The organism is Nonomuraea sp. NPDC049750 (assembly GCF_040659625.1).
In the GTDB taxonomy this organism is placed as follows: Bacteria; Actinomycetota; Actinomycetes; order Streptosporangiales; family Streptosporangiaceae; genus Nonomuraea.
Genome location: NZ_JBFANB010000002.1, coordinates 586,241 through 603,132, shown reverse-complemented (window position 1 = coordinate 603,132; position 16,892 = coordinate 586,241). Strand labels below are relative to the sequence as shown.

11 protein-coding genes are annotated in these 16,892 nt (G+C 68.9%); 5 read left to right on the top strand and 6 right to left on the bottom strand.

The features are described 5' to 3' along the window. Positions 1 to 56: 56 nt before the first annotated feature. Entirely contained in the window at positions 57 to 1,439 is a 1,383-nt protein-coding gene (locus AB0J16_RS07975) for a hypothetical protein (RefSeq protein ID WP_358535821.1), read from the top strand. After that, positions 1,436 to 2,245 (top strand): transporter substrate-binding domain-containing protein, encoded by an 810-nt coding sequence (locus AB0J16_RS07970; protein ID WP_358535819.1) that lies wholly within the window; start codon positions 1,436 to 1,438, stop codon positions 2,243 to 2,245. Before AB0J16_RS07975 ends, AB0J16_RS07970 begins: the two co-directional genes overlap by 4 nt. A 77-nt stretch (positions 2,246 to 2,322) precedes the next feature. On the opposite strand, the gene rpoD is transcribed toward AB0J16_RS07970, so the two are convergent. Both rpoD and dnaG read right to left on the bottom strand, forming a co-directional pair. Next, entirely contained in the window at positions 2,323 to 3,426 is a 1,104-nt protein-coding gene (gene rpoD / locus AB0J16_RS07965; RefSeq protein ID WP_214638280.1) for an RNA polymerase sigma factor RpoD, read from the bottom strand. 470 nt (positions 3,427 to 3,896) lie between these two features. Further along, positions 3,897 to 5,738 (bottom strand): DNA primase, encoded by a 1,842-nt coding sequence (dnaG, locus tag AB0J16_RS07960; protein WP_357947658.1) that lies wholly within the window; start codon positions 5,736 to 5,738, stop codon positions 3,897 to 3,899. Between the two features lie 222 nt (positions 5,739 to 5,960). Between dnaG and AB0J16_RS07955 the strand changes: the two genes are divergently transcribed. Continuing rightward, positions 5,961 to 6,797: a peptidoglycan DD-metalloendopeptidase family protein gene (locus AB0J16_RS07955; protein WP_358535817.1), complete on the top strand. Its 837-nt coding sequence runs from the start codon at positions 5,961 to 5,963 to the stop codon at positions 6,795 to 6,797. Here AB0J16_RS07955 and AB0J16_RS07950 read toward each other — a convergent pair. Both AB0J16_RS07950 and AB0J16_RS07945 read right to left on the bottom strand, forming a co-directional pair. Further along, on the bottom strand, positions 6,778 to 7,941 hold the full coding sequence (locus tag AB0J16_RS07950) for an FAD-dependent oxidoreductase (RefSeq protein WP_358535815.1): 1,164 nt from the start codon (positions 7,939 to 7,941) through the stop codon (positions 6,778 to 6,780). The genes AB0J16_RS07955 and AB0J16_RS07950 overlap by 20 nt on opposite strands. Before the next feature lie 25 nt (positions 7,942 to 7,966). Then, on the bottom strand, positions 7,967 to 9,187 hold the full coding sequence (locus AB0J16_RS07945; RefSeq protein ID WP_358535813.1) for a deoxyguanosinetriphosphate triphosphohydrolase: 1,221 nt from the start codon (positions 9,185 to 9,187) through the stop codon (positions 7,967 to 7,969). An 82-nt stretch (positions 9,188 to 9,269) separates the two neighbouring features. Between AB0J16_RS07945 and AB0J16_RS07940 the strand changes: the two genes are divergently transcribed. Next, complete coding sequence (locus AB0J16_RS07940) at positions 9,270 to 10,769, top strand: M48 family metallopeptidase (protein WP_358535811.1); 1,500 nt, start codon at positions 9,270 to 9,272, stop codon at positions 10,767 to 10,769. Between the two features lie 263 nt (positions 10,770 to 11,032). Here AB0J16_RS07940 and ppdK read toward each other — a convergent pair whose 3' ends face one another. Next, positions 11,033 to 13,666: a pyruvate, phosphate dikinase gene (gene ppdK / locus AB0J16_RS07935; RefSeq protein ID WP_358535809.1), complete on the bottom strand. Its 2,634-nt coding sequence runs from the start codon at positions 13,664 to 13,666 to the stop codon at positions 11,033 to 11,035. 230 nt (positions 13,667 to 13,896) lie between these two features. Here ppdK and AB0J16_RS07930 point away from each other — a divergent pair, with 230 nt between their 5' ends. Continuing rightward, positions 13,897 to 15,222 carry a cytochrome b N-terminal domain-containing protein gene (locus AB0J16_RS07930; RefSeq protein ID WP_358535807.1) on the top strand — a complete coding sequence of 442 codons (1,326 nt, stop codon included), beginning with the start codon at positions 13,897 to 13,899 and terminating at the stop codon, positions 15,220 to 15,222. 232 nt (positions 15,223 to 15,454) lie between these two features. Here AB0J16_RS07930 and AB0J16_RS07925 read toward each other — a convergent pair whose 3' ends face one another. After that, positions 15,455 to 16,840 (bottom strand): glycine--tRNA ligase, encoded by a 1,386-nt coding sequence (locus AB0J16_RS07925; protein WP_358535805.1) that lies wholly within the window; start codon positions 16,838 to 16,840, stop codon positions 15,455 to 15,457. Positions 16,841 to 16,892: the final 52 nt, after the last annotated feature.

The window sequence follows — 16,892 nt, the reverse complement described above, 5'->3', positions numbered from 1 at the left end:
GAGAGGATCGTCATGAACGCTGTCACGACCGCTGTCACGATCCGCGAGGGGGGACCATGACCATCGTCCAGGCCAGGCCGCCCGGCCAGGTCGGCCTGGCTCCGCCAGGGGCTCCGGCGCGCCGGAGTGTGCCGGGGAGGATCCGGGTCATCTCCGGCATCACCGTGGCCTCCCTGGCGCTGCTCTTCGCCGCGCTGGCGGCCGGGAGTGTGAGCGCGCGCGACGGGCTGACGGTGATCGGCCGCGACGCGGGCCCGCAGGTCGTCGCCACCGCCGGCCTGTATCTCGGGCTGAGCGACATGGACGCGCAGGTCGCCGACGCGCTGCTGATGGGCAAGGAGTACGCCCGGCAGCGCCAGGCCGCCATCGCCCAGTACGAGCGGCGGCGCTCCGAGGCCAACCAGGCGCTGCTGAAGGCGTTCGAGCTGTCCGGCGACAATCCCGCCGAGCGGCAGACCGTCCAGTCCGTGCTCGACGGCCTCGGCCGCTACGAGCGGCTGGCCGGGCAGGCGCTGCTGCTCGACACCCAGTCCGGTCACGCGGCGGGGCCGCCGCCGCAGAAGGTGGTCGAGGTGTATCGGCAGGCCACCGACCTGATGCGGCTGGTCCTGCTCCCCCAGGCCTACAACCTGACGCTGGAGAGCGGCACGATCGTGCGGAGCACCTATGACGAGAAGAGCGTCATGGTGCCGATCGTACGGTTCGCGGTGATCGTGGCCGGGCTGCTGGCCCTGGCCTGCCTGGTCTGGCTGCAGGTCTTCCTGGCACGGCGCTTTCGCCGAGTGTTCGGGCCGGCGCTGCTTGCGGCGACCGTCGTGACCGTCGTCGCGCTGCTCGCCGGGGTGAACGTGCTTGGCCGGGACGCGCAAGAGCTGCGCACCGCCAAGGCCGACGGCTTCGACTCGGTGCTCACCCTGGCCAGAGCCCGCGCGATCAGCAACAGCCTGCACGGCGACCAGAGCCGGTTCCTGCTCGACAAGGGGCGGGCCGACACCTACGAGCACACCTTCCTCGACAAGTCCCAGTCGGTGATCTACCTGGAGGCCGGGAACCTCGACACCTACCAGGCCAAGGTGGCGCAGGGCGCCAAGAACTTCCTCGGCCTGCTGGGCACCGAGCTCGGCGGGGACGACGGCGAGCGGGCGCTCGAGGCGTACACGCGCTTCCAGGACGCCGACGCCAAGTTCCGCGCGCTGGCGGCCAGCGGCCAGGCCAGCCAGGCCGTGTCGGCGAGGCTGGGGACGGTGCGCGAGTCCTTCGATGCCTACGACCAGGCGCTGCTGAAGCTCGCCGAGCAGCATGAGGCGGTGTTCAAGCGGGCCACGGACGCCGGCGAGAGCGCGCTGGACAATCTGTGGCGGCTGCTCCCGTTCGCGATCGGCGGCCTCGGCCTGCTGGTCATCGCCGGGGTGTGGCCACGGCTCAAGGAGTACCGATGAAGCGGCTGCTACCGGCGGTGCTGGTCCTGACCGCGCTGCTGGCCGGGGCGTGCGGCATGGGCGGCCAGGAGTCGATCATGGACAAGGACACGATCGTCATCGGGGTCCGTCCCGACCTGCCGTCGGTCGGCGTGCGCAAGTCCGACGGCAGCTTCGAGGGCTTCGACGTGGACGTGGCCCGCTACATCGCCCAGAAGCTCGGCAAGGACTTCACCTTCATCCCGGTGCTGGCATCCGACCGGGAGAAGGTCCTGCTCAACGGCAAGGCCGACCTCGTGCTGGCGACGTACACGATCAGCCAGGACCGCAAGGCGAAGGTCCTGTTCGCCGGGCCGTACCACATCTCCTACCAGGACATCCTGGTACGGCCGGACGAGCCGTCGATCAAGAACGTCCGTGACCTCAAGGGCCGCAGGATCTGCCAGGTGAAGGGCTCGAACGCGACCCAGCGGGTCCTGGAGGAGCGCAAGGTGGCCGCGGAGGTGGTGCCGGTGGACGACTACGCGGCCTGCCTGGCGGCGCTCAAGGACCGCCGGCTGGACGCGATCACCACCAACGACGTCATCCTGGCCGGCCTGGCCGTCCAGGACGGCAGCGGGCTGCGGCTGGTCAACGCCCAGTTCAACGAGCAGCGGACCGGGGTCGGCATGCACAAGGGCGACGTCGCGGGGTGCGAGGCGGTCAACCGAGCCATCACCACCATGTACCAGGACGGGACGGCCTCGAAGTTGCTGCACAAGTGGTTCGGCAAGGCCGGCCTGAACCTCAGCACCATCGCGGTCCCGCAGTTCGAGGGCTGTTCCTGAAAGTCTGGAGAACGACGGCGGGCCCGGGGAGAACCCCGGGCCCGCCGTTCTTCGCCGCGAGTCAATCCAGCCGCGAGTCAATCCAGATAGTCGCGCAGCATCTGCGCCCTGGTCGGGTGGCGGAGCTTGGCCAGCGTCTTCGACTCGATCTGCCGGATGCGCTCCCGGGTGACGCCGAATTCCCTGCCCACCTCCTCCAGCGTGCGCGGATGCCCGTCGGCCAGGCCGAAGCGGAGCTGGATGATGCGCTGCTCACGGTCCGACAGCGTCGCCAGGATGTCGTCGAGCTGGTCCTGCAGCATGATGAAGGCCGCCGCCTCCATGGGCACGACCGCGTCGGCGTCCTCGATGAAGTCGCCGAGGTCGGAGTCTTCCTCACCGATCGGCGACTGCAGTGACACCGGCTCCTGGGCGATGCGCTGGATCTCCACCACGCGATCGACCGGGAGATCCATCTCCTTGGCGATCTCCTCGGGCGCGGGCTCACGGCCGAGGTCCTGGTGGAGCTGCCGCTGCACTCTGACGAGCTTGTTGATCGTCTCCACCATGTGTACCGGAATGCGAATGGTGCGCGCTTGGTCGGCTATCGCACGGGTGATCGCCTGCCGGATCCACCAGGTGGCGTAAGTGGAGAACTTGTATCCCTTGGTGTAGTCGAACTTCTCCACCGCGCGGATGAGCCCGAGGTTGCCTTCCTGGATGAGATCGAGGAAGAGCATTCCACGGCCCACATAACGTTTGGCGATCGAGACGACGAGCCTGAGATTCGCCTCGATGAGTCGCTGTTTCGCCCGCGTGCCCTGCCAGACGAGCTCCCTGAACTCGGGAAAGGCCAGACGTGATACTCCGCTGGCCAGCTTGTCCTCGGCGAACAGACCGGCTTCGATCGACTTGGCGAGCTCCACCTCCTCTTCGGCTGTCAGCAGCGGTACCCGGCCGATCTCCCGCAGGTAGATACGGACTAGATCGCTGGTCGGCGCCCGCTTGCCTACGTCTTCCTCGTCGGCGCGGGTGGTCTCTTCCTCTCCCTGGGGTTCGAGAACCTCCACGCCGTTCTCCGCGAGCATCCGCACGACGCGTTCCAACGCGTCGGACGGCAACTCTGAGCGGTCAAGCGCGGCTGCGACGTCATCGACGGTTACGCTTCCGCGCTCCCTTCCCTTCGCGACGAGGTCCGCCACTTGATCTACGGATGGCGGTCCACTTGGCAGTACCGATGCACCCACGGGACACAGTCTGCAGTATTGGTTCCGTAAAATGGCAGACCCATTTTTGTAACCGAAGGTAAGGCCGTGGCCCTTACCAAAATGAGATCGCTTAAAGGTTTAGCGGCAGTTTGATCAGGAAAGTAAAGTCAATTACGCGGTCGAGTAAGGAGTGTCCGGGGCGGGGTTGTCGCCGGACACCAGGCGCAGCCTGCCCGGATGCCTTCTGACACCGCTGTCTCGCACGGCTGGTGAAGGATTTCGCCACGGCCATCTGGATTCAACAAGTTCCCGACATCTTGTGCTCGGCAACTCTCGAACGAGCCGTTACACGGGCCATTCGCGGCTCGCCATCCGCCGGTGGGCTCCGTCAAAGCGGGTGCGCACGGGCCCGCCGAAACTCTGAGCCGGCTGCCGCGGTTGCCCGTGAAGCGTCCCCCAACCCCTCAGCTGCCCGCGGCTCGGTCCCGGAGCACTCTGCGCTGCTGCTCCAGCGCCACCAGCTCGCCGAACAGCCGGTTGTAGTCCTGCTGCTCATCCACCGGGTTGAGCCGCTGGATGCGCGACTTGACCTGAGCGATCGCCCGGTCGACCGCGATGGCCTCGATCGCCGCCAGCATGGCCGCCCCGTAGCGCTCCTCGGTGTGGGAGTCGGCCCGGATCGCCTCGACCGCGAACCGGGTCACCAGCGCCCGCGTCACGTCGTCGTGGCACTGCTCCAGCAGCCGGTCGACCCACTCGCGGCCGCCGTGGCCCGCCGACGCGGCGCCGCCCGCCGCGGTGATCACCTGATGCACCAGCACGTGGTCGGGCGCGGTGAACGCCCGCGGGTCGAGCGCGTCGAAGCGGGGACCGAGCAGCGCGGGCCGCTGGATGGCCAGCTTGAGCAGCTCGCCCTCGACCCGCACGTTGGGATCGACGGGCGCGGCCTGCGGCGCCCGCCGCGGGCGGCCCTGCTGGGCGCCGCCGACCTCGGCGATGCGCTGCATGACGAACCGCTCGTCCATGAAGCCGAGCCACCGGTCGAGGTCGATCGCGTAGCGCTTGCGCAGGCCGACGTCCTTGATCCCGGCCACGATCGGCGCCGCCGCGTCGAGCGCGGCGATCTTGCCCTCGTTGCTGCGCAGGTCGTAGCGGGAGATCGTGCTGCGGATGGCGAACTGGAACAGCGGCTCGCGGCTGGCGATCAGGTCGCGCACGGCCGCGTCACCCTGCTTGACGCGCAGGTCGCAGGGGTCGAGCCCGTCGGGCTGCACGGCCACGTAGGTCTGGGTGACGAACTTCTGCTCGTCGGCGAACGCCCGGAGCGCCGCCTTCTGCCCGGCCGCGTCGCCGTCGAAGGTGAAGATCACCTCGCCGCGGAACTCCGCCTGGTCGAGCAGGAAGCGACGCAGGATCTTGATGTGCTCCTCGCCGAACGACGTGCCGCAGGTGGCGACCGCCGTCGGCACCCCGGCCAGGTGGCAGGACATGACGTCGGTGTAGCCCTCGACGATGACCGCCTGGGACCGCTTGGAGATCTCCCGCTTGGCCAGGTCGATGCCGTAGAGCACCTGGCTCTTCTTGTAGAGCGGGGAGTCGGGGGTGTTGAGGTATTTCGGGCCGTCGTCGGAGTCGAGCAGCTTGCGGGCCCCGAACCCGATCACGTCGCCTGTCGCGTCGCGGATCGGCCAGATCAGCCGCCCGCGGAAGCGGTCCATCGGCCCGCGCCGACCCTCCTTGGCCAGCCCGCCCTTGACGATCTCGTCGGCGGTGAAGCCGCGCCCCAGGAGATGCCGCGTCAGCCCCTCCCATTCGTTGGGCGCGTAACCCACGCCGAACATCTCGGCGTCGGCCCGCTCGAACCCCCGCTCCGACAGGAACCGCCGGCCGGGCGCGGCCTCCGGGCCGAGCAGCTTGTCGGCGTAGAACTCGGCGGCGGCCTTGTGCGCCTCGATCAGCCGGGCCCGCTCGCCGTGGTCGCGCCGCGGCACGTAGCCGCCCTGGTCGTATTGGAGCTGGATCCCGGCACGCTGGGCCAGCCGCTCGACCGCCTCGCCGAACGTCAGGTGCTCGATCTTCTCGACGAACGTGATGACGTCGCCGCCCTCGGTGCAGCCGAAGCAGAAATACATGCCGCGCTCGGGCGTGACGTTGAAGGACGGGCTCTTCTCGTCATGGAACGGGCACAACCCCTTGAGGTTGCCGCCGCCCGCGTTGCGCAACTGGATGTGTTCGCCGATCACATCGGCAATGGGCGATCGCTCACGAACGAGCGCGATATCGACGTCACGGATCCTGCCAGCCACGCCGGTGAGTCTATTCCTGAGCTACGACAACCGTCCCCACCCGGGCTCATGACTGCCCTCCGTGAGGTGACGGTGACCTGGCGGTAAGAGGATGTCACCGTCGCGTCGCGAAAGGCGGAAATCTGTCGGGAGCACTTCCCTGGTCGGCTACAAAGGTAAATGTTTGCGGTGGACACGTCGACACGGGTGGAGATCATGCGAGCGGGGCATCTCGGACGTTGGGTGGCTTTAGCGGGCGCCGCACTGCTGGCGAGCGCCTGCTCGCCACAAGCCACCGGAGTGGCGGGCGTCAGCGCGCAGTCACCGGCCACGCCCACGGCGAGCGCCAGTCCGGCGGTCACCGCCACCATCCCTTCGCAGACACCGACCGCCGATCCCCAGTCCGCCGAGACGCCGCCCAAGGCTGAGGACCCGGTCAAGATCCCGCCGCCGAAGCTGTCCAAGTACACCTACGCCTTCCCCGTCCAGGGCTGCCGGACGACCTACCAGCGCCAGCTGCTCGTGCTGCCGAAGACGGTGATCTGGGCGGGCAAGGGCTGCGCGTTCGTGGCGCCGGTGGACGGCGTGGTCGACGAGGTCAACACCGTGAACAAGTGGTCGCCTACCACCGACGTGGGCGCCGCCCGCGAGGGCCGCTTCGTCACGATCATCGGCGACGACGGCGTCCGCTACCTCGGCGGCCATCTCGACGCCGTGGCCGACGGCCTCAAGCCGGGCGTACGGGTGAAGGTCGGACAGATGCTCGGCCGGGTCGGCAACTCGGGCAACGCCCTCAACACCGCCACCAACCTCTACTTCGCGATCTCCTGGAAGACCGGCCCCGCCTACTGGTGGGTGCGCCGGGGCATGGTGAACCCCTGGGACTACCTCGACGCCTGGCAGTCCGGCAACAAGACGCTGTCGCCGAAGAAGGAGACGCTGAAGATGCGCGGCCGGCTGGGCGAGACGCCGCCGTGCGCCGTTCAGTGCGCGTCGAAGAAGGTGGTGGAGCCCAAGAAGAAGAAAAAGAAGACCCACGCCACGCCGACTCCTACGGTGATCATCGTCGATCCGACGTGAGCTCCTTCGGGTCGACGGTCACTCCGGAGCGGATGAGCTGCTGGATCTCGCTGACGACGTCCCAGACGTTGACGTTCATGCCGGCGACGACCTTGCCCTCCCGCAGCCAGTAGGCGACGAACTCCAGGTCGGGGACCGAACCCCGGTAGACGACCTCGTCGTAGCCCTGGATGTCGCCGGAGAACTCCATGCCCAGGTCGTACTGGTCGGTATAGAAGTACGGCACGCGGTCGTAGGAGACCTCCTGGCCCAGCATGGACCTGGCCGCGGCGGGGCCGCCGTTCAGCGCGTTGGCCCAGTGCTCGACCCGGATGCGCCGGCCGTACAGGGGATGGAAGGACTCGGCGACGTCGCCCGCGGCGAACACGTCGGGATGCGAGGTGCGCAGGGCGGCGTCCGTGAGGATGCCGCTGCCGACCTCCAGTCCGGCGTCCCGGGCCAGCCCTACCTCGGGCTCCGCGCCGATGCCGACGATGACGAGGTCGGCGGTCAGGCGCTCGCCGGAGCTGAGCCGCACGCCGGTCTCGGTGATCTCCGCGGCGCCGGTGCCGGTGCGCAGGTCGACGCCGTTGCGCCGGTGCAGCCCGGCGAAGACCTCGCCGAGTTCGGCCCCGAGCGGCCGATACAGCGGCGTGGGGTCGGGTTCGACGATCGTGACCTCACAGCCGGCCTTGCGGGCGGCCGCGGCGGTCTCCAGCCCGATCCAGCCCGCGCCGACCACGATCACCCGCTCGGCGTCGGCGAGGCGCGCCTTGAGCGCTTCGCTGTCCTCGACCGTGCGCAGGCAGAGGCCCGGTCCGGGCAGGCGCCGCGGCCTCGCCCCCGTCGCGATCAGCAGTTTGTGGTACGGCTGGCGCGAGCCGTCGGAGAGCCGGACCGCGTGCTGGCCGAGCTCCAGCCGCGTGACCCGCAGGCCGGTCCTGAGGTCCACGCCGTTGTCGGCGTACCAGCCGGCGCCGTGGACGAAGATCTTCTCCCGCTCGCTCTTGCCCAGCAGGTATTCCTTCGACAAGGGCGGTCTCTCGTAGGGGCGTTCGGACTCCGCGCCGATCAGCACGATCTCGTCGTCGGAGCCCTCTTCCCGCAACGTCTGCGCCGCCTTGGCCCCCGCCAGTCCCGCGCCGACGATCACATATGTAGCCATGGCCGCAGTATCCGCCCGCCGGGGGTCATCGGGAAAGACGCTTGTGCCAGGCGATGGCGGACGTGTCGGTGAGAGAGGCGATCTGGTCGATGACCACCCGGACACGGGCGGCGTTGTCGGGCGCGCCGAGGTAGGTGGGCCGGAAGGCGGGCTCCAGGGTGGCGGGCGCGCCGAGCGTGATCAGGGAGGCCAGCTCGGTGATGAGATCGCGCTGCCTGGCCTGGTTGGCGTGGTGGTCGTCGGTGGTCATCACGTAGTGGGCGGTGATGCCCTTGAGGATCGCGCACTCCAGCCGGGTTGCAGGCGGGACGACGAGCTCCGCGCGGTGCCGCGAGGCGTACGCGTCCTTGGTGGCGGTCTGGGCGGAGCGGCAGAAACGGCCGATGAGGCCGCTCGTCAGCGCTTTGAGCCCGGCCAGGTCGGCGAAGGTGGCCTCGAAGCGGCGCGGCCAGAGCGGGGTGGCGATCAGCGCGGCGAAGACGGCCTCGAGCTCGCCGAGGTCGGCGCTGGGCGCGTACCAGGTGCGGGCGATCTCACAGACCGCGCGGCGCTCGGTGGCCGACAGGAGCGCCTCGGGCGTCACGTGGCCGGAGTGCAGCGCGTCCTCCAGGTCGTGGACGGAGTAGGCGACGTCGTCGGCCCAGTCCATGATCTGCGCCTCGAAGCTCACCCGGCCGTCGGGGGCGCCGTCCCTGATCCACTCGAAGACCGGCAGGTCGTCGTCGTAGACCCCGAACTTCGGCGATTTATCGCAGGTCCACGGATATTTGATGGAGGCGTCGAGCGCGGCCCTGGTGAGGTTGAGCCCGGCGCTGCGGCCGTCCTCGGTGAGGACCTTGGCCTCCAGCCGGGTGAGCAGGCGCAGGCTCTGCGCGTTGCCCTCGAAGCCGCCGCACGAGGTGGACAGCTGGTTGAGCGCCACCTCGCCGTTGTGACCGAACGGCGGATGGCCCAGATCGTGCGCCAGGCAGGCGGTCTCCACCAGGTCGGGGTCGACGCCGAGCGTCGCGCCCATCTCCCGGCCGACCTGGGCGCATTCGAGCGAGTGGGTGAGCCGGGTGCGCGGGATGTGCTGGCCGCCGCCAAGGGTCTCGCCGGGCCCCACGACCTGCGTCTTCGCGGCCAGCCTGCGCAGCGCGGAGCTGTGCAGGACCCTGGCGCGGTCGCGTTCGAACGCGCTGCGCTCCGGGTTGCCGGGAGGTTCCGGCACCCACCGTGCCTGGTCGTGTTCGTCGTAACGGGCCATAAGAGCTGTGATTTTATCCAGTTTCCGGTCTCCGCTAGTGTCGACCCTCGCGAGAACCCCATTCCCCGGGAGCCCCTCCTCCATGACCACAGCGTTCCGGGCCGTGCTGGCCTTCGCCCTGCTTGCCGGCTTCTACGTGCTGGTCGGCCTCGTGCTGGTCGCGGCCGTCTTCTTCGACGTGCTGCTGCTGGTCGACTTCCACGTCAACGGCCTCAAGTACGCGGTCATCCTGACCCTGGCGGGAGCCGCGCTCGTGCGCGCCCTGATCATGGTCAGCCGCCGCAAGGACGGCGAGCAGCCGGGCGTGCTGGTCGCCCGCGAGCACGAGCCCGCGCTCTGGCAGGTGGTCGACGACCTGTCCCAGCGCGTCCGTACGGCACCGCCCGACGAGATCCGCCTGGTGCCCGAGGTCAACGCGGCCGTCGCGGAGGACACCCGCTTCCTCGGCATGAAGGCCACCAGGCGGCGCATGTACATCGGGCTGCCGCTGCTGCAGACCCTCACGGTCGACGAGATGCGCGCGGTGCTCGGCCACGAGCTGGGCCACTACAGCGGCGCCCACACCCGCCTGGGCGCGCCGGTCTACCGGGGCCGGGAGGGGCTGATCGCGACCGTCGAGGGGCTGGCCGGCAACCCGTACGTCCAGCGGCTGTTCACGTACTACGCCAAGCTCTACATGCTCGTCTCCCAGAGCGTGTCGCGCGGGCAGGAGCTGGAGGCCGACCGGTTCGCGGTGGCCATCGGCGGTCGCCAGGCGATGTCGGAGGCGCTGCGCAAGATCCACAGTACGGCGACCGCCTGGCAGATCTACGCCGAGGGCTACCTGTCGATGACCGGGGCGGGCGGCAACCGGCCCGCGGCGGTGTTTGGCGGGTTCCACGCGCTGATGAGCGACCCGGCCAGGCAGGCCGAGGTGGCCAAGCTCGGCGAGGAGCCGCGGGAGACCTCCCTCTTCGACTCCCACCCGAGCCTTGCCGACCGGCTGGCCGCCATCGAGCTGCTTCCGGAGCCGGAGCATGTACCCGACCCGCGCTCGGCCCTCACGCTGCTGCGCGACGCGAACGTGGCGGTGCAGGCGGTCGAGCAGTCCATGTGGACGCCGGAGGCGCTCACATCGCTGCGGGCGGTGTCGTGGGAGGAGCTGGTGTCCCAGGGCATGTACGCGGCCCGCAACGCCGAGGCGCTCAACGACCTGGCGCTGGCCGGGCAGCGGGTGCTGGGCGCCACCCGGCCCTACCTCGACGCGGCCTTCGAGGTGATCGCCAGGGGGCGGCGGCCGGAGCTGGAGGAGAAGCTGCGCGAGCTGGGCTGGAACCCGTCGGAGACGCTGCTGGCCGGGGTGCTCGGCCAGGCGCTGGAGGCGGTGCTGATCCAGCACGGCCAGGCCAGGTGGACGCTGTCGTGGGCGGGGCCGGCGCGGCTGCTGTTCGACGACGGCGAGGAGGTGGCGCTGTCGGAGTACGCGGCCCAGGTCGCGGCCAACCCGTCCGCCGTTCCCGGGCTCCGGAAGTGGCTGGGCGACCTGGGCATGCGTCACGACTACGTGCCCGCCACGCTGGAGCAGGCGGAAGCGACCGTCTAGCCCGGTCGACCGCGATGGTCCCCGAAGTGGCCTCCGCAGGGACACCAGCCACAACGGACCGTCACGATCCCCACCCCACAGGGACACCAGCCACAACGGAGCGTCTCCATCCCCTCCCCCGGAGGGGTATCCCACCCAAGGGACACCAGCCACAACGGACCGTCACAGGGATCGAGGCGGTCGTGTGATCTCCCTTCGGGGGGAGGAAGATCTGACGGTCCGTCGTGGCTGGTGTCCCTCTGTGGGTACCACCTTCGGCTGTCTTACCGAGTGTCGGAGTCGCATTCGGCGAACGCCGCGCGCCCGGCCTCCAGGCGGGCGACGGGGATACGGAACGGCGAGCACGAGACGTAGTCGAGCCCGGCCTGGTGGCAGAAGTGCACCGAGTCGGGATCGCCCCCGTGCTCGCCGCAGATGCCGAGCTTGAGGTCGGGGCGGGCCGCGCGGCCCTCCTCGACGGCGATCGTTACCAGGCGGCCGACGCCGTCGCGGTCGAGGGTCTCGAACGGCGAGACCCCGAACATGCCGAGCTCCAGGTAGCGAGAGAAGAACGCGGCTTCGACGTCGTCCCGCGAGAAGCCCCAGGTCATCTGGGTCAGGTCGTTGGTGCCGAAGGAGAAGAACTGGGCCGCCTCGGCGACCTGGCCCGCGGTGAGCGCCGCCCTGGGCGTCTCGATCATGGTGCCGATCAGGGCCTCGACGCCGAGGTCCGCGAGGATCCCGGCGGCCTCCTCGCGGACGGCCTCCAGCTCCTGTACGGCGGCCACGAGCGGGATCATGATCTCCGGTTTGGCTCCCGGCACCTCCTTGGCCGCCTGGGCGATGGCGCGTACCTGCATGGCGAACAGGCCGGGGATGACCAGGCCGAGCCGCACGCCGCGCAGCCCGAGCATGGGGTTCTGCTCGTGCAGCCGCTTGACGGCGCCCAGCAGCTTGCGGTCCTTGTCCGTGGCGTCCCCGGTGGCCACCTTGACCGACAGGTCGGTGAGGTCCGGCAGGAACTCGTGCAACGGCGGGTCGATGAGCCGGACCGTGACCGGCTGACCCTCCATAGCCTGAAATATCCCGACGAAGTCGGCTTTCTGGAGGGGCTCCAGCGCGTCCAGCGCCGCCTGGCGCTCCTCGTCGCCCGAGGCCAGCACCAGGTCCTCGACGAGCTGCCGGCGCTCGCCCAGGAACATGTGCTCCGTACGGCACAGCCCGATCCCCTCACCGCCGAAGCGGCGCGCCCTGGCCGCGTCGTCGGGCGTGTCGGCGTTGGCCCGCACGCCCAGCCGGCGCACCTCGTCGGCCCGCCGCATGATCCGGTCCACGGCCCGGACCAGGTCGTCGTCGGGCCCCTTGCCCTCGAAGTACTCGACCACGGCCGAGTCCACCACGGGCACCTCGCCCAGGAAGATCTCGCCGGTCGTGCCGTCGATGGAGATGAGGTCGCCCTCGTTCACCACGATGTCGCCCGGCGCGGTGAACCTGCGCTCGCCGATCGACACCTCCAGCTCCTCGGCGCCACAGACACAGGTCTTGCCCATGCCGCGGGCGACGACGGCGGCGTGTGAGGTCTTGCCGCCGCGGCTGGTCAGGATGCCGCGCGCGGCGATCATCCCGGACAGGTCGTCGGGGTTGGTCTCGCGGCGCACCAGGATGACGTCCTCGCCCTGGCCGGCCAGCTCTACGGCGCGCGCGGAGGAGAACACGGCCTTGCCTACGGCGGCGCCCGGCGAGGCGTTCATGCCCTTGGCGATCTTCTTCTTCTCGGTGTCCGAGTCGAAGCGCGGGAACATCAGCTGGGCCAGCTGGTCACCCGTCACCCGCGTGACGGCCTCGTCGAGCGTGATGAGGCCCTGGTCGACGAGCTGGGTGGCGATGCAGAACGCGGCGGCCGCGGTGCGCTTGCCGACCCTGGTCTGCAGCATCCAGAGCTTGCCGCGCTCGATCGTGAACTCGATGTCGCACAGGTCGCGGTAGTGGTTCTCCAGCGTCTCCATGATCCGCAGGAGCTCGTCGTACGAGCTCTTGTCGAGGCGTTCCAGCTCCTGGAGCGGGATCGTGTTGCGAATCCCGGCGACGACGTCCTCGCCCTGGGCGTTCTGCAGGTAGTCGCCGTAGATGCCCTGCTGGCCGGAGCCGGGGTCGCGGGTGAAGGCGACGCCGGTGCCCGAGTCGTTGCCGACGTTGCCGAAGACCATGGCCACGATGTTGACCGCGGTGCCGAGGTCGGCGGGGATGCGTTCCTGGCGGCGGTAGAGGATGGCGCGCGGGGCGTTCCAGGAGTCGAAGACGGCCATGACGGCCAGGCGCATCTGCTCGCGCGGGTCGGCGGGGAAGTCCTTGCCCGTCTGGTCGCGCACGATGCCCTTGAACGTCTCGACCAGGCCCTGCAGCTCGGCCGCCCCGAGGTCGGTGTCCTGCCGGTCGCCCTTCAGCGATTCCAGCGCGTGCTCGAACAGCTCGCCGTCGATGCCGAGCACGGTCTTGCCGAACATCTGAATGAGCCTGCGGTAGGAGTCCCAGGCGAAGCGGTCGTTCCCGCCGGCCTGCTTGGCCAGGCCGTGCACGGAATCGTCGTTCAGCCCGATGTTGAGGACGGTCTCCATCATGCCGGGCATCGAGAACTTCGCGCCGGAGCGGACGCTGACGAGCAGCGGGTCGTCGGCCTGGCCGAGCGTCTTGCCCATCCGCTTTTCCATCGCGCCGAGGTGCTCGGCCACCTCCCGCTCCAGGCCGTCGGGGACCGCGCCCTCGGCCAGGTAGTGGCGGCATGCCTCGGAGGTGATCGTGAACCCGGGAGGGACGGGCAGTCCGAGATTGGTCATTTCGGCAAGGTTTGCTCCCTTGCCGCCGAGAAGATCCTTGAGATCCTTGTTGCCCTCGGTGAAGTCGTAAACGTACTTGGCCACCACAGCTCCAATCAACGCCTCTGGTTCGGACTCTACCGGCGATAATCATGATGAAACTGCACTCATCGGTTAAGTCAACGTTTCAGCTGGTGAAGGGCCTATCACCGGTCTAATCCAATTTATGTTCTGTTTGACCAAGAATTGGTTTATACCAATTGGTATAAACCAATTCTTGAAAGATCCAGAGGTAGGGTTCACAATCAGGAGCACCCCCTAGCAGGAGGCGCCCGATGGCCACTCCTACCAAGCCCCAGCGTTCGGCCCGCCTGGTCGCCGGATCGGCCAAGGCCGCACAGGGCTCCGCGCGCTACCTGGACGAGCGCCTCGGCCTGGCCGGCTGGCTCGGCCCGAACCTGCGCAAGCTCTTCCCGAGCCACTGGTCGTTCCTGCTCGGCGAGTTCGCCCTGTACTCGTTCGTCCTGCTCGTGCTGACGGGCACGTTCCTGACCCTCTTCTACAAGCCCAACCCCGACGTGGCCTTCGCCTCGGTACGCGAGCTCAGCCTGGACATCAGGGGCGGCCTGCTGGTGCGCCAGATGCACCACTGGGCGGCGACGATCTTCGTGCTGTCGATCGTGGCCCACCTGTTCCGCGTCTTCTTCACCGCCGCCTTCCGCAAGCCGCGGGAGCTGAGCTGGATGACCGGGGTGCTGCTGTTCGGGCTGGTGCTGTTCGAGTCGTTCCTGGGCGTCTCACTGCCCGCCGACCAGCTCGCCATGACCGGCCTGCGAGAGGCTCAGGGCCTGCTGCTGTCGATCCCGCTCGTCGGCGGCTACCTGTCGGCGTTCGTCTTCGACGGCGGCTTCCCCGGCCAGGTCATCCCGCGCCTGTTCGTGACGCACGTGCTGCTGGTGCCGGGCATCCTGCTGGCGCTCGTGCCGCTGCACGGGATCGTCCTGACCTGGCGGCAGAAGCACACCGAGCACCGCACCCCGGCGTCGGACGAGACGCGGGTCACGGGCGGCCCGTTCTTCCCGTACTTCGCCGTCAAGAACGGCGCCACCACGCTGTTCACGATGGCCGTCATCACGCTGCTGGCCACCTTCGTCCGGGTCAACCCGGTGTGGGAGCACGGGGCGTACCAGCCGGGCGGCTGGCCGCCCTCGGCCCAGCCGTTCTGGTATTCCGGCGTTCTGGAAGGCGCGTTACGCCTGACGCCGCCCTGGGAGATCACCGTCGGCGGCTTCGTCCTGCAGGTCGGCCTCTGGATCCCGATGCTGGTCCTGGCCGCCTTCTTCACGGTCCTGCTGTTCTATCCGTTCCTGGAGCGCCGTTTCACCGGGGACCGCCGCGTGCACAACCTGCTGGACCGCCCCTCGCACGCGCCCATCCGCACGGCGCTCGGGGTGGCGGTGATCACGTTCTTCACGGTGCTGTGGGCCGGGACGTGGGTCTCGGAGACCCCGCCGGACCCGAAGGCGCCGACGCCGCTGCTCGCGGCACCGCACGAGAGCTACCTCTGGATCGTGCACGGGCTGCGGATCGCGGTCTTCGTCCTCCCCCCGATCGCGTACGCCATCACCCTGACCGTGTGCCGAAGCCGCGCCCGCCGCTGATGCCCCTGCACGCTGCTGGCTCTCTTGCCTGCTGTTGATTCCTTTGCCCACCTGCCCTGACGACATTGACCCCGCCCACGGTCCAGGAAAGACCGCGAACGGGGTCAACAATGCGCACGTCACGGCGGCCAGCCCCGTAAACCGCAGGAGCGTGCCCCTGGACAGGGCCCAGCCCCGTATGGCGGGTGGGGCTGGCCACTGCCGGCCGTAAAAGGAGAATTAGTCGTTAAAACTAGTCGTTCAGGTGCTGGCGGAGGTAGGAGTCGACGGCGTCGAGGGAGATGCGCTGCTGAGCCATCGTGTCGCGCTCGCGGATCGTGACCGCCTGGTCCTCGAGCGTGTCGAAGTCGACCGTGATGCAGAACGGCGTGCCGATCTCGTCCTGGCGCCGATAGCGGCGGCCGATCGCGCCCGCGTCGTCGAACTCGACGTTCCACCGCCGGCGCAGCTGCGCGGCCAGGTCGCGAGCCTTCGGCGACAGGTCGGCGTTGCGCGACAGCGGCAGCACCGCGGCCTTGACCGGGGCGAGCCGGTGGTCGAGCCGCATCACCGTGCGCTTCTCCATGACCCCCTTGGCGTTGGGCGCCTCGTCCTCGCTGTAGGCGTCGAGCAGGAACGTCAGCGTGGCCCGGTCGACGCCCGCCGCCGGCTCGATGACGTAGGGCACGTAGCGCTCGCCCGTGTCCTGCTCGAAGAAGCTCAGGTCGACGCCCGACGCCTTGGAGTGGGCGGTCAGGTCGAAGTCGGTGCGGTTGGCGATGCCCTCGAGCTCACCCCACTCACCGCCCGCGAAGTTGAAGCGGTATTCGACGTCGACCGTGCGCTTGCTGTAGTGGGACAGCTTCTCCTTGGGGTGCTCGTAGAGCCGGAGGTTGTCCTTGTTGATGCCCAGATCGGAGTACCAGCGGAAGCGCTCGTCGATCCAGTATTGGTGCCACTCCTCGTCGCTGCCCGGCTTGACGAAGAACTCCATCTCCATCTGCTCGAACTCGCGGGTGCGGAAGATGAAGTTGCCCGGCGTGATCTCGTTGCGGAAGGACTTGCCGACCTGACCGATGCCGAACGGGATCTTCTTACGCGCCGACTGCTGCACGTTGAGGTAGTTGATGAAGATGCCCTGCGCCGTTTCCGGGCGCAGGTAGGCCAGACCCGACTCGTCCTCGATCGGGCCGAGGTAGGTCTTGAGCAGGCCGCTGAACTGCTTGGGGTCGGTGAAGGCGCCCTTGTTGCCGCAGTTGGGGCAGGTGATGTCGGCCAAGCCGTTCTCGGGCGTCTTGCCGTTCTTCTCCTCGTACGCCTCGAGGAGGTGATCGGCGCGGTAGCGCTTGTGGCACGACTGGCACTCGGTCAGCGGGTCGGTGAAGGTCTCCACGTGACCGCTGGCCTGCCAGACCTCGCGGGCCAGGATGACGCAGGAGTCGAGGCCCACCACGTCGTCGCGTGACTGGACCATCGACAGCCACCACTGCCGCTTGACGTTGTTCTTCAGCTCGACGCCCAGGGGACCGTAGTCCCACGACGCGCGCAGTCCGCCGTAGATCTCGCTCGACGGGTAAACGAGCCCGCGGCGTTTGGCGAGGCTGACGATCGTGTCCATGACGTCTGTGCGTCGTGCCATTTTGGTTGCGTCTCTTTCCGGCTGGAGGTCGGCGAAGGGAATGGGTGAGCTC